Annotated in this window: 23 protein-coding genes; 20 read left to right on the forward strand and 3 right to left on the reverse strand. The window is 39.3% G+C overall.

The genetic code is table 11. The annotated features are described in order from the left end of the window. Positions 1 to 36 precede the first annotated feature (36 nt). The 5 genes from ACRD64_RS06395 (at position 37) to uvrC (ending at position 6,289) form a co-directional block, all read left to right on the forward strand. Entirely contained in the window at positions 37 to 441 is a 405-nt protein-coding gene (locus ACRD64_RS06395; RefSeq protein WP_430932417.1) for an ATP-binding protein, read from the forward strand. Then, positions 442 to 864, forward strand: a complete 423-nt coding sequence (gene ybeY / locus ACRD64_RS06400; protein ID WP_430932418.1) for an rRNA maturation RNase YbeY — start codon at positions 442 to 444, stop codon at positions 862 to 864. Positions 865 to 927: 63 nt separating this feature from the next. Then, entirely contained in the window at positions 928 to 2,805 is a 1,878-nt protein-coding gene (mnmG, locus tag ACRD64_RS06405; protein WP_430932419.1) for a tRNA uridine-5-carboxymethylaminomethyl(34) synthesis enzyme MnmG, read from the forward strand. A gap of 32 nt (positions 2,806 to 2,837) precedes the next feature. Continuing rightward, entirely contained in the window at positions 2,838 to 4,463 is a 1,626-nt protein-coding gene (gene ade / locus ACRD64_RS06410) for an adenine deaminase (RefSeq protein WP_430932421.1), read from the forward strand. Beyond that, complete coding sequence (uvrC, locus tag ACRD64_RS06415) at positions 4,463 to 6,289, forward strand: excinuclease ABC subunit UvrC (RefSeq protein WP_430932423.1); 1,827 nt, start codon at positions 4,463 to 4,465, stop codon at positions 6,287 to 6,289. Before ade ends, uvrC begins: the two co-directional genes overlap by 1 nt. 66 nt (positions 6,290 to 6,355) lie before the next feature. Here the strand turns inward: uvrC and ACRD64_RS06420 are convergent, their stop codons facing one another. Next, a complete protein-coding gene (locus tag ACRD64_RS06420; RefSeq protein WP_430932425.1) occupies positions 6,356 to 7,330 on the reverse strand; it encodes a lipoate--protein ligase family protein in 975 nt (324 codons plus the stop codon). Between the two features lie 288 nt (positions 7,331 to 7,618). Between ACRD64_RS06420 and dtd the strand changes: the two genes are divergently transcribed. The 3 genes from dtd to ACRD64_RS06435 all read left to right on the forward strand — a co-directional run bounded on the left by dtd (position 7,619) and on the right by ACRD64_RS06435 (position 10,684). Further along, complete coding sequence (gene dtd / locus ACRD64_RS06425; protein WP_430932426.1) at positions 7,619 to 8,071, forward strand: D-aminoacyl-tRNA deacylase; 453 nt, start codon at positions 7,619 to 7,621, stop codon at positions 8,069 to 8,071. 211 nt (positions 8,072 to 8,282) lie between these two features. Then, the gene (locus ACRD64_RS06430) at positions 8,283 to 9,356 is read left to right on the forward strand and encodes an ATP-binding protein (RefSeq protein WP_430932427.1); all 1,074 of its coding nucleotides are present in this window, start codon (positions 8,283 to 8,285) and stop codon (positions 9,354 to 9,356) included. A gap of 206 nt (positions 9,357 to 9,562) precedes the next feature. Then, on the forward strand, positions 9,563 to 10,684 hold the full coding sequence (locus tag ACRD64_RS06435) for a carboxypeptidase-like regulatory domain-containing protein (protein WP_430932429.1): 1,122 nt from the start codon (positions 9,563 to 9,565) through the stop codon (positions 10,682 to 10,684). A gap of 1,084 nt (positions 10,685 to 11,768) precedes the next feature. Here the strand turns inward: ACRD64_RS06435 and ACRD64_RS06440 are convergent. Then, complete coding sequence (locus ACRD64_RS06440; protein ID WP_430932430.1) at positions 11,769 to 12,437, reverse strand: 3-keto-disaccharide hydrolase; 669 nt, start codon at positions 12,435 to 12,437, stop codon at positions 11,769 to 11,771. 390 nt (positions 12,438 to 12,827) lie between these two features. Here ACRD64_RS06440 and ACRD64_RS06445 point away from each other — a divergent pair, with 390 nt between their 5' ends. From ACRD64_RS06445 to ACRD64_RS06475, 7 genes are all read left to right on the forward strand, one after another. Continuing rightward, on the forward strand, positions 12,828 to 13,814 hold the full coding sequence (locus ACRD64_RS06445) for an ATP-binding cassette domain-containing protein (RefSeq protein ID WP_430932431.1): 987 nt from the start codon (positions 12,828 to 12,830) through the stop codon (positions 13,812 to 13,814). Positions 13,815 to 13,885: 71 nt separating this feature from the next. After that, positions 13,886 to 14,611 carry an ABC transporter permease subunit gene (locus ACRD64_RS06450; protein ID WP_430932432.1) on the forward strand — a complete coding sequence of 242 codons (726 nt, stop codon included), beginning with the start codon at positions 13,886 to 13,888 and terminating at the stop codon, positions 14,609 to 14,611. Between the two features lie 5 nt (positions 14,612 to 14,616). Continuing rightward, the gene (locus tag ACRD64_RS06455) at positions 14,617 to 16,116 is read left to right on the forward strand and encodes a GldG family protein (RefSeq protein WP_430932433.1); all 1,500 of its coding nucleotides are present in this window, start codon (positions 14,617 to 14,619) and stop codon (positions 16,114 to 16,116) included. Continuing rightward, the gene (locus ACRD64_RS06460; RefSeq protein ID WP_430932434.1) at positions 16,109 to 17,080 is read left to right on the forward strand and encodes a DUF4340 domain-containing protein; all 972 of its coding nucleotides are present in this window, start codon (positions 16,109 to 16,111) and stop codon (positions 17,078 to 17,080) included. The genes ACRD64_RS06455 and ACRD64_RS06460 overlap by 8 nt, the downstream gene beginning before the upstream one ends. A 420-nt stretch (positions 17,081 to 17,500) precedes the next feature. Then, positions 17,501 to 18,643, forward strand: a complete 1,143-nt coding sequence (locus tag ACRD64_RS06465) for an NEW3 domain-containing protein (RefSeq protein WP_430932435.1) — start codon at positions 17,501 to 17,503, stop codon at positions 18,641 to 18,643. 2 nt (positions 18,644 to 18,645) lie between these two features. Beyond that, on the forward strand, positions 18,646 to 19,623 hold the full coding sequence (locus ACRD64_RS06470) for an ABC transporter ATP-binding protein (RefSeq protein WP_430932436.1): 978 nt from the start codon (positions 18,646 to 18,648) through the stop codon (positions 19,621 to 19,623). A 28-nt stretch (positions 19,624 to 19,651) separates the two neighbouring features. Continuing rightward, the gene (locus ACRD64_RS06475) at positions 19,652 to 20,623 is read left to right on the forward strand and encodes an ABC transporter permease (RefSeq protein ID WP_430932437.1); all 972 of its coding nucleotides are present in this window, start codon (positions 19,652 to 19,654) and stop codon (positions 20,621 to 20,623) included. Between the two features lie 496 nt (positions 20,624 to 21,119). Here ACRD64_RS06475 and ACRD64_RS06480 read toward each other — a convergent pair whose 3' ends face one another. Further along, positions 21,120 to 21,905 carry a ribonuclease H family protein gene (locus ACRD64_RS06480; protein WP_430932438.1) on the reverse strand — a complete coding sequence of 262 codons (786 nt, stop codon included), beginning with the start codon at positions 21,903 to 21,905 and terminating at the stop codon, positions 21,120 to 21,122. A gap of 142 nt (positions 21,906 to 22,047) precedes the next feature. On the opposite strand from ACRD64_RS06480, the gene asnA reads away from it, so the two are divergent. The 5 genes from asnA (at position 22,048) to ACRD64_RS06505 (ending at position 26,384) form a co-directional block, all read left to right on the forward strand. After that, the gene (asnA, locus tag ACRD64_RS06485) at positions 22,048 to 23,085 is read left to right on the forward strand and encodes an aspartate--ammonia ligase (protein WP_430932439.1); all 1,038 of its coding nucleotides are present in this window, start codon (positions 22,048 to 22,050) and stop codon (positions 23,083 to 23,085) included. 129 nt (positions 23,086 to 23,214) lie between these two features. After that, positions 23,215 to 24,459 carry a threonine ammonia-lyase IlvA gene (ilvA, locus tag ACRD64_RS06490; RefSeq protein ID WP_430932440.1) on the forward strand — a complete coding sequence of 415 codons (1,245 nt, stop codon included), beginning with the start codon at positions 23,215 to 23,217 and terminating at the stop codon, positions 24,457 to 24,459. A 211-nt stretch (positions 24,460 to 24,670) separates the two neighbouring features. After that, entirely contained in the window at positions 24,671 to 25,123 is a 453-nt protein-coding gene (locus tag ACRD64_RS06495) for an Hsp20/alpha crystallin family protein (protein ID WP_430932441.1), read from the forward strand. A 147-nt stretch (positions 25,124 to 25,270) separates the two neighbouring features. Then, positions 25,271 to 25,999: a 3-keto-disaccharide hydrolase gene (locus tag ACRD64_RS06500; protein ID WP_430932442.1), complete on the forward strand. Its 729-nt coding sequence runs from the start codon at positions 25,271 to 25,273 to the stop codon at positions 25,997 to 25,999. A gap of 10 nt (positions 26,000 to 26,009) precedes the next feature. Beyond that, a complete protein-coding gene (locus ACRD64_RS06505; RefSeq protein ID WP_430932443.1) occupies positions 26,010 to 26,384 on the forward strand; it encodes a transposase in 375 nt (124 codons plus the stop codon). Positions 26,385 to 26,578: the final 194 nt, after the last annotated feature.

Below are 26,578 nucleotides of genomic sequence, written 5' to 3' on the forward strand. Positions count from 1 at the left end.
TATAGTATAAAGTAAATGTAAATTACTAAGAGATAAATGGATTTAACTGTGGAAAAAGTCGTTATAAGTTCTGACATCAAAAATATTAGTTTGATCGAAAAATTGGTCGATGATATTTCAAGTCAATACGATATACAGTCGGATGTATACGGAAAGTTGTTACTGGCTGTTGTTGAAGGTGTTAACAATGCAATTGTTCACGGCAACAAGCTGGATTCGTCTAAAAACGTAGAATTGGAGTATCAGATATCGGACAAGGATATACAGGTTGTTATAAGGGATGAAGGAAATGGATTTGATTACACGAAAGTTCCGGATCCGACTTTACCTGAAAATGTCGAGAAAACACATGGAAGGGGAATTTTTTTAATGAACCACTTAGCTGATGAGATTGACTTCGAAGACGACGGAAGTAAGGTTAAGTTAACCTTTAATTTGTAAGTGATTACTTTCGACTATGAAGATGTATCCGAGTTGCGTTTGGATACGGAGATATTAACAAAATGGATTAACGCTATCATTAAAAAATATAGGGGTATCTCCAAGGAGATATCTTTTCTTTTTTGCTCTGACGAATATATTTTAAAAGTGAATCGTGAATACTTGAATCACGATTATTATACCGATATCATCACATTCGATTATTGCGAGGGCAATGTAATTAGTGGCGATATTTTAATTAGCATAGATACGGTACGTTCAAATGCTACCGACTACAATACTACTTTCACAAAAGAATTGAACCGTGTGATCATTCACGGAATACTTCATTTACTGGGTTTTAAGGATAATACACCAGAGCGAGATGCCGAAATGCATAAACTGGAGGACAAGGCATTAGAACTTCTTGAAACAATTTTATAATTTTGCTGTTTTTTTAGTGTAAATTCTTGGATGCATGTACCTTTGCATCTTTATTAAATAGATATGGATTTTAATTACGATATAATTGTAGTCGGGGCCGGACATGCCGGTAGTGAGGCTGCCGCTGCTGCTGCCAATTTAGGTTCTAAAACATTGTTAATAACAATGGATATGAACAAGATAGCCCAAATGAGCTGTAATCCTGCTATTGGCGGAATTGCCAAAGGACAAATTGTGCGCGAAATTGATGCTTTGGGTGGTTATGCGGGGATAGTTACCGATAGGTCGTCGATTCAATTCAGATTATTAAATAGGTCGAAGGGACCTGCCATGTGGAGCCCGAGAGCGCAATGTGATAGAATGGTTTTTTCTGCGCAATGGCGTTCTATTTTAGAACAAACGGATAATCTTTCTTTTTGGCAGGATACGGTGGTAGATGTTAATTTCGATGGTAATCGTGTTAAATCTGTAATAACCAAATTGGGTGTAGAGTTTACGTGTAAGTCATTAATTCTTACCAACGGTACCTTTTTGAATGGACTCATGCATATTGGACAGGTGCAAATGGAAGGAGGAAGAATTAGCGAACCCAGTTCTTATGGCTTGACAAAAAAAATGAGTGATTTCGGTTTTGTTACGGATAGGATGAAAACCGGTACGCCGGTAAGAATAGATGGAAGAACCATTGATTTTTCAAAGTGTGAGGAGCAAGGGGGGGACGAAACATTTTATAAATTCTCATATCTACCGGAGGAAAAATCAAAGCTGAAGCAAAAAAGTTGCTGGCTTACCTACACCAATGAAGTCGTACATGATGAATTAAGATCTGGTTTGGATAAATCTCCTTTGTACGACGGTACCATTCAAAGTATTGGCCCTCGTTATTGCCCAAGTATAGAAACCAAGATTGTTACTTTTGCCGATAAAGATAAACACCAATTGCATCTTGAACCTGAAGGGGAAACCACAATCGAATATTATTTGAATGGATTTAGTAGCTCATTGCCGCTAGAGGTTCAATTAGATGCGATGAAGAATATACCCGGATTGGAAAACGCGAAAATATTCCGTCCCGGATATGCCATTGAATATGATTTTTTTGACCCTACCCAATTGAAGCACACTCTTGAAACAAAACTCGTATCCAATCTGTATTTTGCCGGGCAAATTAATGGTACAACGGGATATGAAGAAGCGGGAGCACAAGGACTGATGGCAGGTATAAACGCACATCTTAAGTTAAATAATCAAGATGAGTTTGTGTTGGGTAGAGACGAGGCTTACATAGGTGTTTTAATTGATGACCTGGTAACAAAGGGAGTGGATGAGCCATACCGTATGTTTACTTCGAGAGCGGAATATAGAATTTTATTAAGACAGGATGATGCGGACATACGATTGACAAAAAAGAGTTTTGATATTGGGCTAGCCCAAAAATATAGAGTCGATTTGTTGGAAGAAAAACTTAAGTGTAGAAATTCGATCATTGACTTTGTGGAAAAGTTTAGTATCAAACCTATGTTCATAAATGGATATTTGGAATCTGTAGGTACATCCGTTCTAAAACAAGCGGTCAAATTAAAGGATATACTCCTTCGTCCGCAAGTTAAAATATTCGAACTTATAGAGGCAATAGAACCGTTCAAAAAGCATTGTGAGGATATTCCTGAAACCAGGCGAGAGGAAATCATAGAGTCTGCAGAAATATTTATTAAGTATCAGGGGTATATTAATCGTGAAAAATTAATGGCAGATAAATTATCCAGATTAGAAAATTTGGATATACAAGGCAGGTTCGAGTATGAAAAGCTAAAAAGTATCTCGACTGAAGCACGCCAAAAACTATCAAAAATAGATCCAAAAACAATAGGACAGGCTAGCAGGATTTCAGGTGTAAGCCCGAGTGATATCAATGTCCTTTTAGTTTTAATGGGGAGGTAACATTGTTCCACGTGGAACAAAAATATTAAAATATGCACTTGAAAGGTAGGATCGTAGATATAATAAATAGAGAAATATTTAATGGGATAATCACACTAAAAAATGGTCAGGTTGAAAACATCGAAAAGGTAGGAGAGGAATTTAGTCAATATATATTGCCAGGACTAGTGGATAGTCATGTGCATATTGAAAGTTCGATGCTGACGCCGAGCCAATTTTCGAAGTTGGTTGTTCCACGTGGAACGGTGGCGGTGGTATCGGATCCACACGAAATTGCCAACGTAATGGGGGTAAAAGGCGTGGATTATATGATCCGGGATTCCAACAATACGCCTTTAAAATGTTTCTTTGGAGCGCCTTCGTGCGTACCCGCCACATCATTTGAAACCAGCGGAGCAGCCATCGGATCGGACGAAGTTGAGGGGTTGTTGCAACGGGAGGATATCTGGTTTCTTTCGGAAATGATGAATTTCCCTGGTGTGATTTATAAAGACCAAGAGGTGTGGAACAAGATAGATGCGGCACATAAATACCGAAAGAAAATAGATGGTCATGCACCCGGACTGATGGGCGAGGATCTGAAAAAATATACGGATGCTGGTATTACTTCCGACCATGAATGTGTGTCCGTGGAAGAGGCCATTCAAAAGATAGACCAAGGAGTAACTGTTCAAATTAGGGAAGGAAGTGCCGCAAAAAACTTTCATGTGCTGGCTCCACTTTTTAAAAGCCATCCCGATCATATCATGCTCTGTACCGACGATTCCCATCCCGATGAACTCATCCACAAAGGGCATATCGATAAGATTATTCGCCTGGGTATATCGCTGGGTATTGATATTTTTGACTTATTACGGGCTGCCATATTAAAACCGGTGGAGCACTATAATTTACCGGTCGGTTTGTTACGTGAAGGTGATCCTGCGGATTTGATCGTGGTGGATAACTTATCTGATTTTAAGGTACAGGAAACTTATATAAACGGAAAACAGGTGTATGCAAACGAGCAATTGTTGTTCGATGTTCCTGCTTCAAAAGCTATCAATAACTTTAATATTTCGCCAATATCAGTGAACGAGATTAAGGTGGAATATAAAAAAGATTGTAATATTCGGGTCATAAAAGCTATGGACGGAGACCTGTTTACGGATGAACTGATATGGACTCCGACCAATACATCGGGTTATATTGAATCCGATATAGATGAAGATATACTTAAAATTGTGGTATTAAATCGCTATAAAGCTGCACCGCCTGTTGTTGGATTCATTAAAAACATAGGTCTAAAAAAAGGTGCCATAGCTTGCAGCGTGGCTCATGATAGTCATAATTTAATTGCTGTTGGTATATCAGACAAGGATATTGTAAATGCGCTGAACGAAATTATCGCTCACAAAGGAGGAATGGGGTATGCTTTAAATGAAGAAAAGGATTGTCTGCCTTTGGAAGTAGCAGGATTAATGACAGGCAAATCGGGTAGGGAAGTGGCCGAGAAATATCAAAGTTTAAATACCAAAGCCCAAAAAATGGGTTCTACTTTGGGTGCACCATTTATGACTTTATCGTTTATGAGTCTATTGGTGATACCAAAAATTAAGATTGGGGATAAGGGATTGTTTGATGTAAATACCTTTTCTTTTACTAATTTATATGCCTAATGGATAAATCTATTAATCCAAAAATAGAGTTCATCAAAGAAAAAATTGCGGTTTTACCTTCCAACCCCGGCGTATACCAATACTATAATAAGGAGGGTAAAATTATCTATGTAGGTAAAGCCAAGAACTTAAAAAAAAGGGTTTCGTCTTATTTTGTGGGCAAACCTGACAATGGTAAGACTGCCCTTTTAATAAGAAATATTGCCAACATTGAGCATATTGTGGTCAATTCGGAGGAGGATGCTTTACTGCTCGAAAATAACCTTATTAAAAAATATCAGCCCAGGTATAATGTACTTTTAAAAGATGATAAATCCTTTCCTTGGATTGTGGTGAAGAACGAACCCTATCCCCGTGTATTCTCCACTAGGCATATAATCAAGGATGGGAGCCTCTATTTTGGTCCGTATACGTCCGTTGGTATGGTTCGTACCTTACTCGACCTTTTTAAATCTACTTATCCTTTACGCAACTGTAAGCTTAATTTAGCCCCGGAAAAAATTTCTGAAGGTAAATACAAGGTATGTCTCGAATATCATTTGGGCAATTGTAAAGGACCATGTGTGGGAGAATATAAGGAAGAGAAATACAGGGAAAATATTGAGGCAATAAAAAATATATTGCGTGGAAATATAAATTCTGTGATTAGATACCTAAAGGAATTGATGCTTCAATTTGCAGCGGAATTTAAGTTTGAGGAAGCGGAAGAGGTTAAACAAAAAATAAAACAGTTAGATACCTATCAGAGTAAATCAACAGTAGTAAGTTCCAGTATCAATAATGTAGATGTTTATTCCATTATTGAAGATGAAGAATCGGGCTATGTTAATTTCCTGAAAGTGGTAAATGGTGCCATTATTCAAGCGCATACCATTGAACTGAAAAAGAAATTAAATGAGTCAATACCCGAACTTCTGTCCCTGGCCATAACAGAAATAAGGGAAAGATTGCATAGTACATCGCGTGAAATTATTGTTCCAATCAAACCCGATACTGTGTTCGAGACAGTAAAATTCATCATACCTCAAAAAGGAGAGAAGAAGAAGTTGTTGGAACTGTCTGAAAGAAACGTAAAGTACTATCGCCTAGAAAAACTCAAACAGCAGTCCATACGAAAAAAAGAAACTCGTGAGGATCGCATCCTGAACACCATGCAAAAGGATTTAAGGTTAAAGGAACAGCCAAAGCATATTGAGTGTTTCGATAACTCCAATATTCAAGGAAACTTTCCTGTGGCGGCCTGTGTGGTTTTTAAAAATTCCAAGCCGAGCAAAAAGGACTATCGCCATTATAACGTAAAAACAGTCGTTGGCCCCGATGATTTTGCCAGTATGGAGGAGATTATCGAACGTAGATATACACGTTTAATTAATGAAAACGAATCCTTGCCAAACCTGGTAATCATCGATGGGGGTAAAGGGCAGCTGGGAGCAGCCATAAAGATTCTACGTAGACTCGAAATAGACGATAAAGTGGCCGTAATAGGTATTGCAAAACGGTTGGAAGAGATATTTTTTCCCGGTGATCCGGTACCTTTGTATCTCGATAAAAACTCGGAAACCTTAAAAATAATTCAACATGCCCGTAACGAAGCGCACCGCTTTGGTATTACGTTTCACCGTAATCAGCGCTCCAGGGACTTTGTAAAGTCTGAGTTGGATCATATCAAAGGGATAGGGGCGAAAACCGCTCAAAAACTGCTGTCAGAGTTTAAATCGGTGGAGCAAATTAAAAAACTGAATCTGGAAGAAATTGAACAATCCATTGGCAAAGCAAAAGCCAAAGTTGTTTGGGAGTATTTTACCGCTCGGACCGAACAGCCATAATACTCACCAGTTGAATATTTACATCTTATAAATGTTCAACTGGCAAATTAACGTTGGTTTATTGGCTTAAAACAACGCCTCAATTAATTCTTGCTGCCTTAGCTCTTGCCAATTCTTAAATACCTCATTGGTATTAGTGGTAATGTGGCTTATTTCATGTATACAATTAGCAAGAGAATTCTTGAGCTGTTTTACTTTATCCAAATCAATTGCATTGGTTCTAATAGCTACTTCTGTTATGTTGCCCTTGTTAACATGAAGTATAATCTCGAACCGTTTGCCCGATTCAGACTTCAACCGTTTTTTAAGCTCAAATTTTGGACTATAGCCAAAGTTCCATTCCCAGGTGTTAAACTTAGTTTCTACTAACTCATTTATCTTTTCATTATCTCTTTCTGTCAGTGTATAGGCATCGCAATTGTAATTTAGGATTATATATTCCGATAGTTCCCGGACAAATACATCTACATCTCTTGGTTGACCTAAATGATCATGAATATTGGTTACTTTACTTCTGACCGATTTAACGGCTTTATCTTTAAATTTTAGTGGATCGTTTTTTAATGATTGTGTAAGGGAACCTAGTTGACTGTTGAATAAAAGTGTACCATGGTGCATAACCTTGTTTTTAAAAACATGGCAAGCATTACCACTAATTTTACAACCTTCAATTAAAATATCGTTTCTTCCACCAAAGTGTGCATCTACGCCAATTGATTTTAAAAACTCAACAATTGGTGTGGTGTATTTTTTAAAGTTGACCAACTCTCCTTTTACGCCGGATGTAATAAAACAAAAATTGATATTTCCGGGATCATGAAAAACGGTTCCACCTCCACTTAATCTTCTGACCACCGGAATTTCATTTTCAGTAACGAACTTAAAATTAACTTCGGCAAGCGCGTTTTGATGTTTTCCTACGATAATGGATTTTGAATTTATGTAAAGGAAAAAAATGTCTTCACTAAAATTTTTAAGCAAATATTCTTCTGTGGCTAAATTTTGAAAAGGATCGGTTTTTTGACTCAATATTATGCGCATATAGCTGTATCGTTTATAAGGAAAATAATTTTATCGAATTCTCAAGGGCTTAAAAGTTGTTTATATGAATGTTTTATGACTTGTAATAAGCAATAAATCAGTGTTTAGTATGTTTTTTGTATAGTAAAAACATTTTTTTTAAAAACAGACCATCTAGAGAAATTTATGGCAATTTATTCTATTTTTACCCAATACAACAAAAATTATCGTACAAATGTTTATATCTAAAAATATAAAGTTGTAAATATGAATATATAAATATTGTAATATATTTCAATTTAACAAAAAATGCGAGTAGTAATTCAAAGAGTATCTGAAGCATCAGTGAATATAAATAATAATATAAAAAGTAAGATAAAAAATGGACTTTTAGTTTTATTGGGAATCGTAAACGACGATGACAATAACGATATTGAATGGCTCTGCAACAAAATTGCCAATCTAAGAATTTTCCCGGATGAAAATGATGTGATGAACAAATCGCTTTTGGATGTAGATGGGGAAATGATAGTAGTCAGCCAATTCACCCTACATGCCAAAACCAAAAAAGGAAACCGGCCATCTTATATCGATGCGGCCAAACCTGACGTTTCTGTGCCCTTATACGAGGCTTTTGTTAGTTGTATGGAGCAAGTACTAAGTAAGAAGGTACAAACGGGCGAATTTGGCGCTCATATGCAAGTTTCGCTAATCAATGATGGCCCTGTAACCATTATTATCGATTCAAAGAATAAGGAATAGACTTCGAGTGCGACTCCAAGTCGCGCCTGGAGTATAAATTAATTATGCACTGCTACAAAGCGATAATTATTGCATTATTTAAGTGCATTTATATCTTTGTAGGAAACAGCAAATTAGGGATAAGTTATTTGAGTATTTTTATAAATTACTGAAAGATACGGATACGCAATTTTACAGATACCTATATTCCAAGATTAACTGGAACAACAGAATGCTTGGCTTAATTGGCCCTCGTGGAGTTGGCAAAACTACTTTGATTATTCAGTATACAAAGAACAATTTAGATTTAAAAGAAACATTGTATGTTACAGCTGAAGACTTTTATTTTTCTGATAATACAATCCTAGACCTCGCCGACTTATTTGTAAAGCAAGGAGGGAAATATCTTTTTATTGATGAAATTCAAAAATATAAAGATTGGTCAAAAGAGCTCAAACTTTTGTATGATTATTATCCGGGATTAAAAGTTGTGTTTTCAGGCTCTTCAGTTTTAGATATAAAGAAAGGTGTTACCGATTTAAGCCGTCGAGCTGTAATGTATAACCTACAGGGCTTATCTTTTAGGGAGTATTTGCATTTGTTTCATAATATAAAATTGGAAACCTTTACTTTAAAAAATATTATTGAACATCAAATAGATATTCCCGGATTGGAGCATCCTTTACGCCATTTCAAAAATTATTTAAAACAAGGTTATTACCCTTTTGCTCTTGAAGACGATTTTGAATGGAGGTTGAGGCAAATAGTTAATCAAACATTAGAATCTGACATTCCATTATATGCCGAAATGAATGTGTCGACCGGGCGCAAGTTAAAACAACTAATGGCCATAATTTCTAAGAGTACACCTTTTAAGCCTAATTTCAGTAGCATTGCTACCATGTTATCGGCCAGTAGAAATAATATTGCCGACTATTGCATGTACATTGAAGAAGCAGGCATGGTAGCACAGTTGAGGAATTCTAAAGGAGATATAAGGTCGTTAGGTAAGGTAAGTAACATATATCTTGAGAACACCAACCTGGTTTATAACCTTGCAGAAGATACACCTAATATAGGTAATATAAGGGAGGCATTCTTCTTTAATCAAACCAAGTTGAATTATACAGTTTGTGCTTCACCAATTGCCGACTTTTTAATCGGAGAGATTACGTTTGAGGTAGGTGGTAAAAATAAAAAGCAGAAGCAGATTAAGGAATTAGAAAACGGATATATTGTAAAAGACGATATAGAAATTGGTTTTGGCAATACGGTTCCATTATGGCATTTGGGGATGCTGTATTAACCTTGCCGAGTGCCACTCCGGGCGCGACTCGTAGTCGCACTCGGAGTAGTTAAGCATAAACAACTTGAATATGTGCTGGTTTTTTCATAATTTAAAAGCAAAACCAATAACCATCTCATGCATACTTCATTGTTTAAATCGTACTGTACAAATTACAATACATAGGTATTCAGCCAACTTTTAATTACGCTAAGCCCAAGCAAAACTTGAATAAATATGTATGTTATATTGATAGAGGTGATTACAAGCAAGCTTTTTATAGCAATGATAATGCACTGTTGAACTGGACAGAATATACGGTATACTTGATGGAAAAGGCCTGTTTGTTACATAAAACAGGTTATAAAAACGAAGCGTTAAAGTTATACCAACAAACCGTTGAATTCGAAATAAGTAAAAAATACGTTCTTCGGGAACATATAGAAGATACTGGTTTTGTATTAAATAATCGTCGGCAAAATGTTTCTGTGTATAACACAAAACCCAAACTTAAAAAAAGAGCTAAACTCAGTTGTATAAAAATTCTTGTTCGATCAGTCTTGGTACCTGTTGTTTTTACTTTGACTTCGGCCGTAGCTACTGCTCAAAGCATAGAGGGCTATGTACGAAATACTAACGGGCAGGGAATAGAAAATATAGAGCTTGAATTAGCACCGCAGGACGACCCAATATATACCCATTCCACAAATACTGATGCCAACGGGTACTATTATATCGCCAATATCGTAACCGTAATCGAAGAAACGGGTATGAAGGAACCCATGCTAAAAATAATACATAATGGTACTACTATAATAGCAGAGTTTTTTTCATTTAAACCGGTAAAAAATGCGAGCTTGTTTTCTATTGATGGTAGGCTTTTGTTGCAAAGCAAATTTATGACCATGGGTAAGCATATTTACCGTGCCGAGTTTAATTTAACTGGTATTGAGGGACTGGTGGCTATTCTTAAAGTTGGGGATAAAAGTGGCGTTAAGCTATTATTATCACCTAATACTACCTCAGAGAATACCCATATCTCAAGCGCTTTAAAAGATGCTCAAATAGACTTAAGAAGCTATCTTTTTAAATTAAGCGACCCCAATGGAATATACCAAAGCCAGGAATACATTAAAAGTGTTGATACCGAGGCGCAGAATACCTTCGATTTTGAGATGTTGAACAACTATCAAAAAAAAGTAAACTTAGATGCAACCAGCAGCAGAAGCGGAAAAACACCAGCAAGCTTCAGAGGAGCACTCCTACTCAACGGAGACACTTTGAAACTAGCAAAATTCACAGGAGACACAGGACAACTTAGCTACGAAACAACAAATGCGACAGGGTAAACCCAAACGACACAGCAGTAAACATAACAGCAAACCTACTAGACGACTACTACTTAAGATTATCAATAGTAGAAAACTCAGAAATAACAGAGATCATAGAATTCGCACTAAAAGACGGAACAGGAAAATACGAAGCAATCAAGTAGTAGAAACAGCAACAACATAAACATCTAAATCAGCAATAGGACAATCAGACAAATCATCATAATCAGTGTAACTGTCAAAGTCCTCATTGAAACCTCCGGGCGAGACTTGCAGTCGCACTTGGAGTAGCACACATTGAATTTCGAATAGCACCCGGAGTTGGTTAAGGAGTAAATACCATGCCATACTCTTCAATCACCCTCTTGTTTATTAGCTTTCCATTTCTTAAACCGGTAACATCCTTTGCGGAAGAAAATTCCCAATCGCTTGCTTTTGATACCAACCTTGCACTTAACGGGGTTATTCAAAATATAATTATAACATATTTGAGGATATTGACGCTCGGGTGTTTCAGAGAGAAAGATTGTACCGTTTTTAGTATTAAAAAAAGATGGAGTAACACCATCCGAGCAAGTAATGCACTCCGCTTTTGTTTCTTGTCGGAACAAACTACCGCTAAGTTTTTTCTTTTTGTTGACGCTCGGGTGTACGATGCCAGCATTATACCCAATGATTTCTGCAGGGTATCAGTCCTTGTTTTTTCACTCCGAGTGCGACTGCGAGTCGCGCCCGGAGTAGTAGAATCACACTTCGAATTACTAGTCGCTCCCGGAGTATAATAAGCAAACTTGGCTTCTAAGCTATTCACCAACACCATCAAGTGAAAATGATTAGGCATTAAACACCAGGCTAAAATATCGCAAAAAGGTAAAATATTTGTGGCTATCTTTTTTAAAAAGAACAGGTAATTATCCTGGTTAAAGAAAATATTATTCTTGTTGTTACTTTGATTGTAAATGTGATAAAGGTGTCCGGTTTGGAAATCCATGATTAAATATTTAAAGAACACCTTTCAAATTAAGCAATTTTAGTCCTGGATGCAAGTATTTTATCTGGTTAAACCACTCCGGGCGCGACTCGGAGTCCCGCCCGGAATGGTTTACAACTCCTTCAAATAGATATTTCTAATGGCACCTGTGGTTTTCCAGGTGGTGATACCAAAAGGACAGGATAACCGTACCTCGGGGCGTATACCCAATTGTCTTCCTTCGTAGGCAAAGTCAATAGCCTTACTCCCGTTAATCCAGGCCTCAATTTTTTCTGAAGTTACTTTGAGTCTGATTTTATACCACTCATTCGTGTTGAAGGTCATCATCGAGGTGGTTTCGTTTTCGGATCCATCTAATCCATCTATGGTACTGAGTCCTAATACCACACCCGCCCATCCTCCTACAATAAACGAGCAAAAATCATCGTTAACAGGGAATGTCAACCCACAAAAGAAATCGTTCCCGGCAATGCGGATCGCCTCCAAACTTACCTCGTAATTAACCTTAGGAAAGTCGTTTTTCCAGGTAATACCGGTGCAACCATCACCCATTCCCAAAACTATTTTTCCACCTGATATATAAACTTCGCCCTGGGGCCCAAAATTGGTGATATCCCAGTTGGTTAGCCCTTTACCGTCAAAAAGCCGAACACTTCCGGGAATTTCCAGGTTGATATCCGGGTTAGTCGCTTGTTCACTTGTGCCTTTATCGGTTTTCTGTTTGCAGTTGGCAATTACCAGAGCTACAGAAAACACTAATAATATTTTAAGTATATTCATCTTGAGTATTTTAAACCTGGTTTTATGTTTGTTAGCTAATGAATTTATTCGAAGATACAAATCATAAATATGTGCTGTTTCTAGCATCAATAACCACTTACTGATTACATGATCATCCTCATCGAACGTCTCATGATCTCCCTGTATTCAGCAGTATAATAAAATTAACGAATATTATTCACTTTTATATTTCTTATTGTTTTTTCATTCTAGATCAGTTTTATTATACATACCCAGGATATCGGAATACGACCCCGCGGATGTTTATGCTAAACATAATTGGAGTTAAAAAATAGTTAAACCTCTTCTCCCTTTTTTCAGTTTTTTTCCCATTTTTTATTTTTGGTGTCGCTTTAATATCGCTATCAAACACATACAATACGATAAAAAATGGACATACACGTTAAAGGAATTACCAAAACGTATGGTCCGCAAAAAGCTTTGGACGATCTCTCGTTTGAAGTGAGGACCGGCGAAATCCTGGGTTTTCTTGGACCAAATGGCGCAGGTAAAACAACTACCATGAAAGCCATCACCTGTTTTATTTCTCCAAACCATGGAGATATTACGGTTGGTGGAAACTCGGTACTTGAAAAACCGGATGAGGTAAAGAAGAACATTGGTTATTTACCTGAGAACAATCCACTTTATCTGGACATGCCTATTATAGATTACCTGCGGTTTATTGGTGAGCTACAGGGCGTTTCCAAGGCCAATCTGGATATACGGGTAAAGGAAATGGTGGCCAAATGCGGTTTAAATGATGAGAAGCACAAAAAAATCGGAGAACTCTCCAAAGGGTACCGCCAGCGTGTTGGACTGGCCCAGGCGCTAATTCACGATCCGGAAGTGCTTATTCTGGACGAGCCTACCACAGGTCTGGATCCTAACCAGATTATTGAGATTCGCGAGCTCATAAAAGAAATCGGACGGGAAAAAACCGTTATTCTTAGTTCCCATATTTTGGCAGAGGTAGAAGCCACGTGTGACAGGGTGCTCATCATCAACAAAGGTAAGATTGTGGCCGACGGTACTCCAAATGAACTTCGCCATAAAGCGCAAGGCAACGAAGTGTTGAAAGTGGCTGTTGAAGGCGGAACAACTAATGAGGTGTATGAAGTGCTAAAGGCTTTACCTGAAACGGAAGTGATTTCTTTTGGCGACGACAATCAGAACTTTTTCGAGGTGGAATCCAAACCGGGATTATCCTCGTGCAGGGCTATTTTTAAGGCTTGTGCCGACAAAGGATGGTATCTCACCCAACTTACGCCACAAGAGAAAAACCTCGAAGATATCTTCCGCGAACTAACCCATGCGACTGGAGCGACCCATGCAGTTGAAGCGACCAACACGGTTGGAGCAAATTGGGAGAACTAATTAAAATCAACAAATACATTACGTATCAATTTTATTGATACTTGTGTCTTAATACTTGATACTCATTTATCATGAAACAAATATGGATTATCACCAAAAGAGAGCTGAAAGGTTACTTTGATTCCCTGATGGCTTATATTCTCATTGTCGTTTTCCTGGGTTTAAGTGGATTTTTTACCTGGCTCTACGGAAACAACGATGTGTTTTTTATTAACCGTGCCACTATGCAACCATTCTTTGGGATTGCATACTGGACGCTGTTTATTTTTATTCCGGCACTAACCATGAAACAGATTGCCGAAGAATACAAAACAGGAACGATAGAATTGATGCTGACCAAACCGGTTTCGGACTGGCAAGTGGTTACAGGAAAGTTTCTTTCTACATTTCTACTGATTGTAATTACACTGGCGTTAACTATACCCTATTATATCTCTATTGCATCTATTGGCCCAATCGACCATGGTTCGGTATGGACGGGATATTTAGGATTACTGTTGATGAGCGCTGCTTATATCAGTCTGGGTATTTTTGCCAGTAGTATTACGTCCAACCAAATTGTGGCCTTTTTACTGGCCTTGATCATAGGCATCTTCTTTCAGATTCTTTTCAGCATCATATCCAGGGCCTTTTCCGGATTTGCGGGAGAGGTAATGGCCTATATGGATATGCAGTACCATTATCGGAGTATCATTAGAGGAGTGGTTGACAGTAAAAACCTGATTTATTTCGGATCGATTATTATGTTGGGATTGATGGCATCTGAACTATCCCTGGTTAAACGAAATTTAAACTAAGCGCTATGTTTAAAAAGAGTCAATTAAAATACTATATTCTGTTGTCGCTGGGTATTATTGTGTTGATTAACATCCTGGCCAACAGGTTCTTTTTACGCCTGGATTTTACCGAAGATCAGCGATATACCTTGAGCGAAACGACGAAGGATGTATTGGAAGGGATTACGGAGCCTGTAACCGTTACCGCTTATTTTTCGGAGGGACTTCAACCTCAGTTCGATCAACTAAGAAACGATTTCAGGGATATTCTTTCGGAATATTCTTCTATTTCCGGAAGACAAGTTGTTTATGAGTTTGTGAATCCAAATGAGGATCAGCAAATGGAACAAAAAGCGGTGGAAGCAGGAATCCAAACAGTGATGATCGAAGCACGCGAAAAAGATCAGTCTATTACTAAGAAAGCCTATATGGGAGCAGTTATTCAAATTGGTGAGGAATCAGAGACCATACCATTTATCCAGCCCGGCGCTCAAATGGAATATGCCTTGACGACTGCCATCAAAAAAATGACCGTACCGGAAAAAGCGGCCATTGGTTTTATTAGTGGACATGGCGAAGCCGGCTTGCAGGAAATGATGCAGGTTACGCAAGGTTTGGATGTGTTATATGTTTCGGAAGAAGTTGAGTTGTCCGACAGTGTTAACCTCAGCAAATACAAAACCATTGCATGGATAAATCCCCAGGATACCGTACCGGAAGAACATCTGGCCATTGTGGATGAATACCTGGCACAAGGCGGAAATATTTTTGTTTCGGTAAACAAAGTGGATGCACAACTCAACCAGGGGATTGGGTTCTCAAAGTATACCGGCCTGGGCAAATGGTTAGAGAAAAAAGGAATTAAAGTGGAAGAAAATTTTGTGATGGATGTAAACTGCGGTTCTGTAAACGTTCAGCAGCGTCAGGGGATATTCACCGTTAACAGACCAATTAATTTCCCTTACCTGCCCATTCTTTCAAACTTTGCGGAACACCCCATAACAGAGGGGCTGGGAACGATGGTACTGCAATTTGGAAGTACCGTTAGCTTCTCGGGCGATAGCACTCAAACATATACACCCCTGGTATTTACTTCGGAAAAATCAACCACCCAGCCAACACCGGTTTATTTCAATATTGAAAGACAATGGGACGAAAATGACTTCCCCATGTCGAAACTTCCCGTGGCCGCTATGGTTGAAACGAATAAAAATAAATTAGTGGTGGTGGCAGACGGCGATTTGGCGATCAATGGTTCAGGACAGGAAATGCGACAGGTGCAACCCGATAACGCCAATTTTGTGGTTAATGCCATCGACTTTATGAGTGATGATACAGGCTTGATTCAACTGCGCTCAAAACAGGTTAAAATGCGCCCGCTGGATCAAATTGACGATGCAGACAAGCAAGTACTGAAATGGGCCAACTTTGGGCTGCCCATCCTGATAATACTGGGCATAGGAATTTACAGAAACCAAAGAAGAAAACTGATCAGATTAAAAAGAAAGGGGGAAAGCTATGTTTAGAAAATCCAACCTTAAAACATTAGGCATTACTTTTGGAGTGCTGCTGGCCATGGTGGTCATTACTCATTTTGTAGATCAATCCAAAGGGGTGAATACCTTAAAAAGCGTACTTTTCGAAGTAAATACCGGGGATGTAAATACGGTTGTCGTTTATCCTAAAATGCTTGACGGTGAAAAGATAGAACTAAAAAAGGAAGGTGATAACTGGAGGGTGCTCGCCGACGGCAAAAACTATAACGGAGATGCCGGGGTGATAACCGGATTAATCAATCAGGTAAATGCGCTTAAACCACTTCGTTTAGCTTCACGAAGCAAGGACAACTGGGAGAAGTTTGAGCTAACCGATTCTCTTTCATCCAAAGTTCAACTGATGAACAACGGTGAAGAGCTCGCCTCTATTTATATTGGAAAATTCTCGTACCGTCAGGCTAATCAGAATGCCATGATGATGCAGCAAAACCCGTATTACAGGGGGCCGCAGGGTACGATGACCACCTATGTGAGATCGGGAGATGATACGGAGGTGTATGCCGTGGAGGGATTTCTGGGAAGTTCCATCAACCGCGATGTAAATGCTTTTAGAAATAAGCAACTCCTCAAAGTGGATAAAAGCAATTTGAGCAAGATAACCTTTACCTATCTCGCAGACAGTTCTTTTACCATGGTTAAAAACGAGGATACATGGATGTGTGACGGAGTTGCATTGGATTCAGCCAAAGTAGCCGATTATTTGGGTAGGATTACTTCATTGCGAGGATCTTCCTTTACGGATGAAATCCCTGGAATGTATACCCATACCGTGCAGATTCAGGATAAACAAATGGCTATTTCCGAGATTAAAGCTTTGGTTCAAAGCGATGAGGTTACGATGACATCAAATCAGAACCAAGGCAGCTTATTCAAAGAAAACAAGGATGCTAACTTTTCCAAGTTGTTTGTGTCCAAGTCAGAATTAGAGGAGTAATCAATTTTTCTATCATCATATATGTAAAACGATTCTTCCCTTAGCCCTGAGGCCGGGGGAAGTACCCCATCTACTACTTCGCCGTAGGATGCGGCAGCCGGAAATAGATGTGGGGATAGGGGATATTAAGTCGATAATCATTAGTTAAACCCGCCATATGTATCAGAAATACTGTTACGCAATTATACTATTTCAAAACAAGGCGTTTCCCTGAGTTGTTTCAACTCGCCATAGCGGTGCTGTGCCTCGTTTCAGCAGCTCCTTGTTTTATGGTATTTTAAATGCTCATTATCTACCGGTAATACATTATGCAGGTTAAAGAGCAAACTGCTTAACGATTTCGATAAAAAGCTGTCTTTTTCAAACCAAACCCTTTAACGAGTTCATTTGACATTTTGTAAACTTTTAAGATAGGTAATCATGAGAATAAAATATTCTTTTTTGTTGTTGTTATCTGTTTTCGGGATGATGACAATGTTAAACCAGCCAATATTGGCAGCCGGAGAGGTTGAAGTATATACCACCAACACCAAAATTTCTGTTCCGCCCGGCGAATCTATTAATTACGATTTAAAAATCATCAATCACTCCGAACAAACGCAGCTCTGCAATTTATCGGTTCGGGGAATACCCGGTAGCTGGGATTATAGCTTAAATTCAGGCGCTTACAACATTAAGCAGATAGCCGTGTTACCAGACAATAAGCAAACCCTCAAATTGAAGGTTGAAGTTCCTTTAAAGGTGAACAAAGGCAATTATCCCATAACGGTTTATGCCGGATCGGCCAAGCTGCAACTGGTGGTAAATGTAGCTCAGCAAGGAAGCAACAAAACCGAATTCACCACCGAACAGGCCAATATGCAAGGCCATTCAAAAGCGGATTTTAATTTTAAAACAAGCCTACGAAACCGAACCGGGGAAAAACAACTTTATGCTTTGCGCAGTGCTGCTCCGCGTGGCTGGCGTGTTACCTTTAAGCCCAATTACAAACAAGCTACATCGGTTGAAATTGAGCCCAATGCGTCAAAAGATGTCAGCATTGAGGTTAAGCCCCCACACAGCATCAGTGCCGGAACCTATAAGATACCCGTAAAAGCGGTCAATAACTTTAGTAGTGCCGATTTAGAACTGGAAGTGGTAATTGAAGGTACCTACGAAATGGAGTTAACCACGCCCACCGGTTTGTTAAGCAGCAATATAACCGCAGGAAGTACCGAAACGGTGGAACTCCTGGTAAAAAACACGGGCTCAGGTTCTTTGAACAAAGTGGCTTTAAGCGCATCAAAACCCTCGGGTTGGGAGGTTACATTTAATCCTTCGGAAATTGAAAGTATTGCTGCGGGGAAAAGCGCAAAAGTACAAGCTACTATAAAAGCGGCAAAAAAATCCATTGCGGGCGACTATGTATGCAATATATCAGCTAAGATACCCGAAGTAACAGAAAAGATCTCCTTTAGGATGGGTGTAAAAACACCGGCTATCTGGGGCTGGATGGGAATCCTGGTGATTTTCCTTGCGTTAGGGAGTATCGCGTTTTTGTTTCGTAAATACGGAAGGAGGTAAGCATGGCTGTTCCTGTTGTTAAAATTGAAGCACTCACCAAAAAATATAAACAAGCAACCGTAGTCGATAACCTGAATCTGCAAATCGAAAAGGGTGAGATATTCGGGTTGCTGGGGCCGAATGGTGCAGGAAAATCAACCACAATCCGCATGATGATGGGGATGACCCAGCCCTCGGCAGGAAGTGTGCAGGTTTGTGGGCATTCTTCCCAGCATGAACCTATTCGGGTTAAAAGGCGAGTAGGTTACCTGCCCGAGGATGTTGGGTTTTATAACCATATGACGGGTTTTGAAAACCTGATGCTTACAGCCCGGCTGAACCAAATACCTGATCAGCAAGCCAAAGAAAGGGTGGAGGAGTTACTTGGAATGGTGGGTTTAGCCCAGGAAGGAGATAAAAAAGCGGGAGCTTATTCGCGAGGCATGAAACAGCGCCTGGGATTGGCCGATGTACTGGTTAAAAAACCACAGGTGATTATTCTTGATGAACCCACTCTGGGGCTGGACCCAAGGGGAATGAGTGAATTATTGGAACAAATTCGCGATTTAAGCAAAAACCAGGGGATTACGGTATTGTTCTCGTCTCACCACTTGCACCAGGTGCAGCATATATGCGACAGGGTAGGTTTGTTTGTGAAAGGAAAACTGATTGCCTCTGGTGATATAGAAAGCCTATCTTCCCAGTTGTTTTCTGAAAGCCCTGTGGAAATTCAAGCCGGGGTGCAGTGGCGTTCGAACCACGAAACATGGGCCGAAAACATACGGAAACTCAGGGCTTCGATCCAAAATATAGATGGAGTTGCAGAAGTAAAATATAACGATGATTTGTTGACCTTAGCATGCGTGCAGGATGTGAGTGCCTCAGTGGCTAAAATGATTATAGATGCCAGCTTTGATTTAACTTTTTTACGGAAAAAGGAATATGGCTTAAACGATATTTACAACAAATATTTTGAGGGAGGTGATGATGATAAAAACTAACGAAATCTTCAATCAACGATCAGCCGAGATGAATTGGTTTAAACGGAACAAAAAGGAATCTGCGCCGGATGCATTTAAGGTTTTGGTGCACAAAGAAATGGCTGACCATATAAAAAGCTGGCGGTTTATTATCCTGGTCGCGCTAATAGCCCTCACTTGTTTAGGTTCCATGTACACGGCTCTGGCCAATATAGCTGAAGCCATAAAAACCAGTAAGGCGGATGATGTTTTTGTCTTTTTAAAGCTGTATACGGTATCGGACGGAACACTGCCTTCGTTTTTTGTTTTTGTGGGTTTTCTAGGGCCGTTACTGGGCATAGGTATGGGGTTTGACGCAGTTAATTCAGAGATGAACAAAGGTACGGTTAGCCGGATATTGTCTCAGCCCATTCCTAGAGACTACTTTATCAATGCCAAATTTACCGCCTCGTTGGGCATCATTAGCCTACTGTTTTTTACACTGAGCTTTTTGGTGATGGGAATTGGCTTGTTAGCCATTGGTATTCCGCCAACACCCGAGGAGTTTATGCGAATCGTCCTGTTCACGCTGGCCGCCATTGTTTACGTGGCTTTTTGGCTGAATTTATCTATTTTGTTCTCCATTAAGTTTGTTCAGCCGGCTACCTCCGCTTTGACCGGGATATCCGTATGGCTGTTTTTTTCCATATTTTATAATATGCTGGTGGGTGTTGTGTTTAAGATGCTCGTTCCTGCCGGCAGAAACCTGTCCGTTGCTGGCGAAAGAATGAAACTGAATATATCCCAGCTGGCACCCAACCAGTTATTTAACGAAATCACCAATGTGCTTTTGACTCCCACGGTAAGAAGTGTGGGACCCTTAACCATGGAACAGGTTAGGGGAGCCATTCCGGGCCCAATACCTGTATGGCAAAGCATGATGCTGGTATGGCCTCAAATCATAGGTATTATCGCCTTAACAGTTATCTGTTTTGTGATATCCTATTTGCTGTTTGTGAAGAGGGAAATAAGAAGTACATAAAAAAGGGGCTAACAGGCCTCTTTTTTTAAACCCGGATTATGTATTGGAGGTTCGTCATGAGCATGGCAACTACAATAAAATAAGGCATTACTGAAACGAGGCATAGCATCGTTCTGGAGAGTTGAAGTGATGCAACGAAGTGCCTTGTTTTAAAGTAATTTCAATGGGTAATAGAATTTCTAATGCATATTGCGGGTTAAATCAAGTTCTCTTAAATGACGTTAGTATTATTATCCGGGAACTGCCATTAGGAATTTGAAAAATTCCATAATGGCGGCAGGCATCAGCCGTATCGGGGAAAGCCCGATTGAAAAGATCTTACATTACTGTGTTTAAGTAAGCTTTATAAATTATTAATCGAATTGGCATTGGGATGAGTTCCGATGACCAATTGGAGATTATTTCATACAGCAACCAATCACAATTGACCTTCCGTCCGAAATAAGATACGGGTAGCAGGATGCTGCTTTGCTACAACCGACAAAAACACCACTGACTATTGGCCCTTTAGCGCCACCTTTTTGGCCAGCTGATGGCAAAAGTCCTGCTCCTTATGCCCGGAATGTCCTTTGATCCACTTTAATTCCATCAGTTTTCCTTCACAAAGCTGATCGATATGCTGCCAGTGTTCCGCAAACTTTATGACTTTACCGTGTGCAGTTTGCCAATTGTTATGCTTCCAGAAGTGAACCCATTGCACCAGTCCACGAATAACAAACCGACTATCCGTGTTTACCTGTATTTTATCTGATGAATTTAAAAGTTCGAGGCCTTTAATTACCGCCAATAATTCCATGAGGTTGCTGCTACCGTTGGCGAAAGAACGGCTGTATACTTTTCGCTTACCCTGATGTTTTTCTATAAATCCGCCATAACCCGACTGTCCGGTTTCGCTAAGAAAACATCCATCAGCATATAGTTTGTGGAAACCATCCGTTTCTGTGTCTTGCGCTGTGATAACCAATTTATGGCTACGCCGGTCAATGACTAAGTACCTTTTCGAAAAATCATCTTCACTTAAAAAGTTAAAACCTTCAATAAAAACGCAGCTAATCAACTGACCCACTTCCATATCGCCACTGATCGCTGAATTGAGCACTTTATAAAATTGAAACTTGTTGGCGCTAAGCACCTGTGATAGATGGTTATCCTGCAGAAATGACATTGTACCGTCATCCGCTGAATATGATAGTCTTATATTTTCATCCTCACCGGAAACCAAACATCCTATATAACTGTTTTGGATGGATTCAATGATTATATTGAGTTTAACGATTTTCAAGTTAATTAGAATTGATGTTTGAAGTTAGCAAAAACTTTGGAGTAGTTATGTGGTTTCTTTTGTTACGTATTGAATTTATATCAATGAAATGAATAGTGTTGTAATATCAATAACTATCTTTAGCTATCAAATTATTTAAGCCATGGCAAAACTATTTATACCGCAGAATTATAAATCCTTTTTGGATTTAAAACAGACCGAACATGCAATAAAAGAGGTGAAAGATTTTTTTCAAAGTTCACTAGCTTCGGAATTAAGGTTGAGAAGAGTTACCGCTCCCTTGTTTGTGATGAAGGGAACCGGTATTAACGATGATTTAAACGGCACGGAGCGTCCGGTAGCTTTCCCGATAAAGGAATTTAACGACCAGGTGGCAGAAGTGGTTCATTCCCTGGCTAAATGGAAGCGTATGATGCTGGCCGATTATAACATTGAAAAAGGCTACGGTTTGTACACCGATATGAACGCCATCCGACCCGATGAAGAATTAACAAACATACATTCCCTATATGTTGATCAATGGGATTGGGAACGACATATAGAACCGGGCGAATACAATATCGACTTCCTGAAACACATCGTTAAAAAAATATATGAGGTGATGAAACGGGCCGAGTTTATTGTCTTTGAGCGGTATCCCGATATCAAACCTATTTTACCCGAAGAAATCACTTTTATTCACACGCAGGATTTATTGGACAAATACCCTGATCTTACGCCAAAAGAAAGAGAGGATGCAGTTGCAAAAGAGCATGGTGCAGTATTTATATTGGGCATTGGGGGAAAACTATCGAATGGAGAAAAACATGATGGCCGGGCACCGGATTACGATGACTGGACATCCGATTCTGAAAATGGTAACAAAGGGTTAAACGGCGATATTTTGGTTTGGAATACGGTTCTGGAACGTTCCTTTGAGTTATCCTCCATGGGCATCAGGGTGAGCCCTGAGGTACTTGTAAAACAGTTGGAAATTGAAGGATGCCCTGAACGTAAAGAATTACTTTTTCATAAGAGACTGCTTAAAGGAGAGTTGCCGCTTTCTATTGGAGGAGGAATAGGACAATCCCGCTTGTGTATGTTTTATTTAAAGAAAGCACATATTGGTGAAATACAATCCAGCATCTGGCCCGATACGATGCGAAAGGAATGCGCCGAGAACGGGATTTTCTTGGTATAAACCCATGCATCCGATTAAATAAATACATCGTAAGAACCCCCTTTAGGACGGGTTAATTGAAGAAGATCCAAAAATATCGTCTGCCGGATAACAGACAATCAATGAATGATGATGAGCAAGAAAAAGACAATGTACATACCACAATTACAAGATATACAAGATGCAGCTACTCGTTTAAAGGAAGTAATTAAAAGAATTCCGTTGGAATATAATCATACCTATTCGGAGAAGTATGAGGCTGATATTTACTTTAAGCGTGAAGATCAACAGGTGGTACGTTCCTATAAAATACGGGGGGCCTACAACAAAATGGCCTCTTTGCCAAAAAAAGAGATTAACGGAGGTGTGGTTTGTGCCAGTGCCGGAAACCATGCACAGGGAGTGGCATTGTCCTGTTTTTTACTAAAAGTGAAAGGTATTATTTTTATGCCTACAACCACACCCCGGCAAAAAATTAAAAGGGTAAAAACGTTAGGTAAAGAATGGGTTGAAGTGATGCTGGCGGGAGATACTTTTGATGATGCCAACCGGGAAGCACTCACGTTCAGCAAAGATAATAACTTGACCCTCATTCCCCCTTTCGATGATCCCAAAGTAATTGAAGGACAAGGAACAATTGGTATTGAAATACTGGAAGATTTACCTGATGTCGATTTTGTATTTATACCCGTAGGAGGAGGCGGGCTGACGGCCGGGTTAAGTGCTTACATTAAACTGAACAGACCCGATGTTCAGCTTATTGGTGTAGAACCGGAAGGAGCGCCTGCCATGTATCAATCTATCAAGGCCGGTAAAATAGTAACCTTGCCCGAAATAGATAAGTTTGTGGATGGAGCCGCAGTTCAAAGGGTAGGTGATTATACCTTTCCGGTGTGCCAAAGGAACCTGGACGATATGCTCTTGGTACCCGAAGGAAAAGTATGTACCAAGATTTTGGAGATGTACAACAATGAAGCTATCGTGGCTGAGCCTGCAGGGGCTTTATCGGTGGCTGCTTTGGAGCAATACCAGCAGCAGATCAAAGGTAAAAAAGTGGTTTGCATTATCAGTGGCGGCAACAACGATATTACCCGAACCGAGGAAATTAAAGAACGCTCCATGCTTTACGAGGGGTTGAAACATTACTTTATCGTTCGTTTTCCGCAACGGCCAGGAGCTTTAAAAGAGTTTGTAAACGATATCCTGGGACCTACCGACAACATTGTTCTGTTCGAATACGCCAAAAAAATCAACCGCGAAAAGGGACCTGCCCTGGTCGGTATCGAATTAAAAGACAAATCGGATTTTGAGCCCTTATTGGAGCGGATGAGAACCAAAAACTTTTTTGGCGAGTACTTGAATAACAAACATGATTTATTTGCTTATTTGATTTGATCCTCGCTTAAACCGAGACTTCGCTTTGAGCAAAACCCTCGACACGTAATCATTTTGTACAAAAAGTCAGTCAAACTGAATAAATGACAGTTTAAAATGTTGGTATTCAGACAATATGACTGATTTTTAGCTTAATATTGAAATGGTATACTCTTTGAAAAAATCATAGTTGAAATTAAATGTTTAACTAAAATTTTTGGAGGATTTAATCATGACACTTGCAAAATTAAGTAACAACTGGTTTCCATCATTTCCTTCAATCTTTGATAGATTTATTGAGAATGATTTGATGGATTGGAATAGTGCAAACTATTCTAGCACACGTACTACCGTCCCTGCAGTTAACGTAACAGAAAACGACAATGAGTTTATCATTGAAGTAGCAGCACCGGGAATGAACAAGAATGATTTTAAAGTGAATTACGACAATGGCAGGTTGACTATTTCATCGGAACATAAAGATGAAAAGGAAGAAAAAAGACGGGGCAAAGTGACCAGACAGGAGTACAGCTATCAAGCATTCCAAAGGTCATTTACCGTGGCAGAGAATACGGTAAACGTGGATAAAATTAAAGCCAACTACAAGGACGGTATTCTTCACATTACATTGCCCAAGCGCGATGAGGTGAAGCCTAAACCTGCCAAGATGATTGCTATATCGTAAATGATGTTTAAAAAATCGTACCGAGGGCTTCGTTTAATACGAAGCCCTCGGTTGTTTTTAGGGTATGCAGGTTTATCAATAAAAATGCATTAAAATATTAGTTTAATCCTTTGTATTTGATTCGTATCTTTGAATAAAACACTCGCGATGCGTTTCCTTAATGTAATGCTAATTCTTTCTGTTGCCTTTGAATTTATGAATTGCAAACAGAAACCCACCAAGACTAAAACTGAACAGAAAAATAACCCGGACATCAACCTGGAAATTCCCGGAAGTGTTCGGCTTTTTGACGGTAACGGGCTAACCAACTGGGATATCACCAATTTTGGGCCCCAGGGCGAAGTTTATATATCAGGTGGAAAAATAGTTTTAGGAATGGGTGATGGTTGCACCGGTATTACCTGGAAAAACGACTTTCCTAAGGTTAATTACGAGGTAAGTTTGGAGGCGATCCGCATTGCCGGGAACGATTTCTTTTGTGGGTTGACATTCCCTGTTAACGATGATTTTTGCTCGTTTATTGTAGGAGGATGGGCGGGTGTGGTATTAGGACTCAGTACCATAGATGGATTAGATGGATCCGAAAACGAAACCACCTCGATGATGACCTTCAACACGAATGAGTGGTATAAAATCAGACTCAAAGTAACTTCAGAAAAAATTCAGGCCTGGATTAACGGGAGTATGGCTATTGACTTTGCCTACGAAGGAAGACAATTGGATATACGCCCCGAGGTACGGTTATCCTGTCCTTTTGGTATCACCACCTGGAAAACCACAGGTGCCATTAGAAATATCTATTTGAAGGAGTGGTGTAACCAGATAAAATACTTGCATCCAGGACTAAAATTGCTTAATTTGAAAGGTGTTCTTTAAATATTTAATCATGGATTTCCAAACCGGACACCTTTATCACATTTACAATCAAGGTAACAACAAGAATAATATTTTCTTTAACCGGGATAATTACCGGTTCTTTTTAAAAAAGATAGCCACAAATATTTTACCTTTTTGCGATATTTTAGCCTGGTGTTTAATGCCTAATCATTTTCACTTGATGGTGTTGGTGAATAGCTTAGAAGCCGAGCTTGCTTATTATACTCCGGGAGCGACTAGTAATTCGAAGTGTGATTCTACTACTCCGGGCGCGACTCGCAGTCGCACTCGGAGTGAAAAAACAAGGACTGATACCCTGCAGAAATCATTGGGTATAATGCTGGCATCGTACACCCGAGCGTCAATATCCTCAAATATGTTATAATTATATTTTGAATAACCCCGTTAAGTGCAAGGTTGGTATCAAAAGCAAGCGATTGGGAATTTTCTTCCGCAATGGATGTTACCGGTTTAAGAAATGGAAAGCTAATAAACAAATCACTATAAGGATGATCTTAGTATTCGAAATAAAAAAAGAACCTTTCGCCAATTTTTTTATTTAATACAACAAAGATAAGA

The organism is Saccharicrinis sp. 156, from assembly GCF_050589685.1.
Taxonomy (GTDB): domain Bacteria; phylum Bacteroidota; class Bacteroidia; order Bacteroidales; family Marinilabiliaceae; genus Saccharicrinis.

Bases quoted from the DNA above. Each gene is read 5' to 3' on its own strand.
- ACRD64_RS06440 (WP_430932430.1), bottom strand. From the start codon at position 12,437: ATGAATATACTTAAAATATTATTAGTGTTTTCTGTAGCTCTGGTAATT.
- asnA (WP_430932439.1), top strand. From the start codon at position 22,048: ATGGCAAAACTATTTATACCGCAGAATTATAAATCCTTTTTGGATTTA.
- ACRD64_RS06500 (WP_430932442.1), top strand. From the start codon at position 25,271: ATGCGTTTCCTTAATGTAATGCTAATTCTTTCTGTTGCCTTTGAATTT.
- mnmG (WP_430932419.1), top strand. From the start codon at position 928: ATGGATTTTAATTACGATATAATTGTAGTCGGGGCCGGACATGCCGGT.
- ade (WP_430932421.1), top strand. From the start codon at position 2,838: ATGCACTTGAAAGGTAGGATCGTAGATATAATAAATAGAGAAATATTT.
- ACRD64_RS06455 (WP_430932433.1), top strand. From the start codon at position 14,617: ATGTTTAAAAAGAGTCAATTAAAATACTATATTCTGTTGTCGCTGGGT.
- ACRD64_RS06460 (WP_430932434.1), top strand. From the start codon at position 16,109: ATGTTTAGAAAATCCAACCTTAAAACATTAGGCATTACTTTTGGAGTG.
- ACRD64_RS06470 (WP_430932436.1), top strand. From the start codon at position 18,646: ATGGCTGTTCCTGTTGTTAAAATTGAAGCACTCACCAAAAAATATAAA.
- ACRD64_RS06495 (WP_430932441.1), top strand. From the start codon at position 24,671: ATGACACTTGCAAAATTAAGTAACAACTGGTTTCCATCATTTCCTTCA.
- ACRD64_RS06395 (WP_430932417.1), top strand. From the start codon at position 37: ATGGATTTAACTGTGGAAAAAGTCGTTATAAGTTCTGACATCAAAAAT.
- ACRD64_RS06445 (WP_430932431.1), top strand. From the start codon at position 12,828: ATGGACATACACGTTAAAGGAATTACCAAAACGTATGGTCCGCAAAAA.
- ACRD64_RS06430 (WP_430932427.1), top strand. From the start codon at position 8,283: ATGCTTGGCTTAATTGGCCCTCGTGGAGTTGGCAAAACTACTTTGATT.
- ACRD64_RS06450 (WP_430932432.1), top strand. From the start codon at position 13,886: ATGAAACAAATATGGATTATCACCAAAAGAGAGCTGAAAGGTTACTTT.
- ACRD64_RS06465 (WP_430932435.1), top strand. From the start codon at position 17,501: ATGAGAATAAAATATTCTTTTTTGTTGTTGTTATCTGTTTTCGGGATG.
- ACRD64_RS06505 (WP_430932443.1), top strand. From the start codon at position 26,010: ATGGATTTCCAAACCGGACACCTTTATCACATTTACAATCAAGGTAAC.
- ilvA (WP_430932440.1), top strand. From the start codon at position 23,215: ATGTACATACCACAATTACAAGATATACAAGATGCAGCTACTCGTTTA.
- dtd (WP_430932426.1), top strand. From the start codon at position 7,619: ATGCGAGTAGTAATTCAAAGAGTATCTGAAGCATCAGTGAATATAAAT.
- uvrC (WP_430932423.1), top strand. From the start codon at position 4,463: ATGGATAAATCTATTAATCCAAAAATAGAGTTCATCAAAGAAAAAATT.
- ACRD64_RS06420 (WP_430932425.1), bottom strand. From the start codon at position 7,330: ATGCGCATAATATTGAGTCAAAAAACCGATCCTTTTCAAAATTTAGCC.
- ACRD64_RS06475 (WP_430932437.1), top strand. From the start codon at position 19,652: ATGAATTGGTTTAAACGGAACAAAAAGGAATCTGCGCCGGATGCATTT.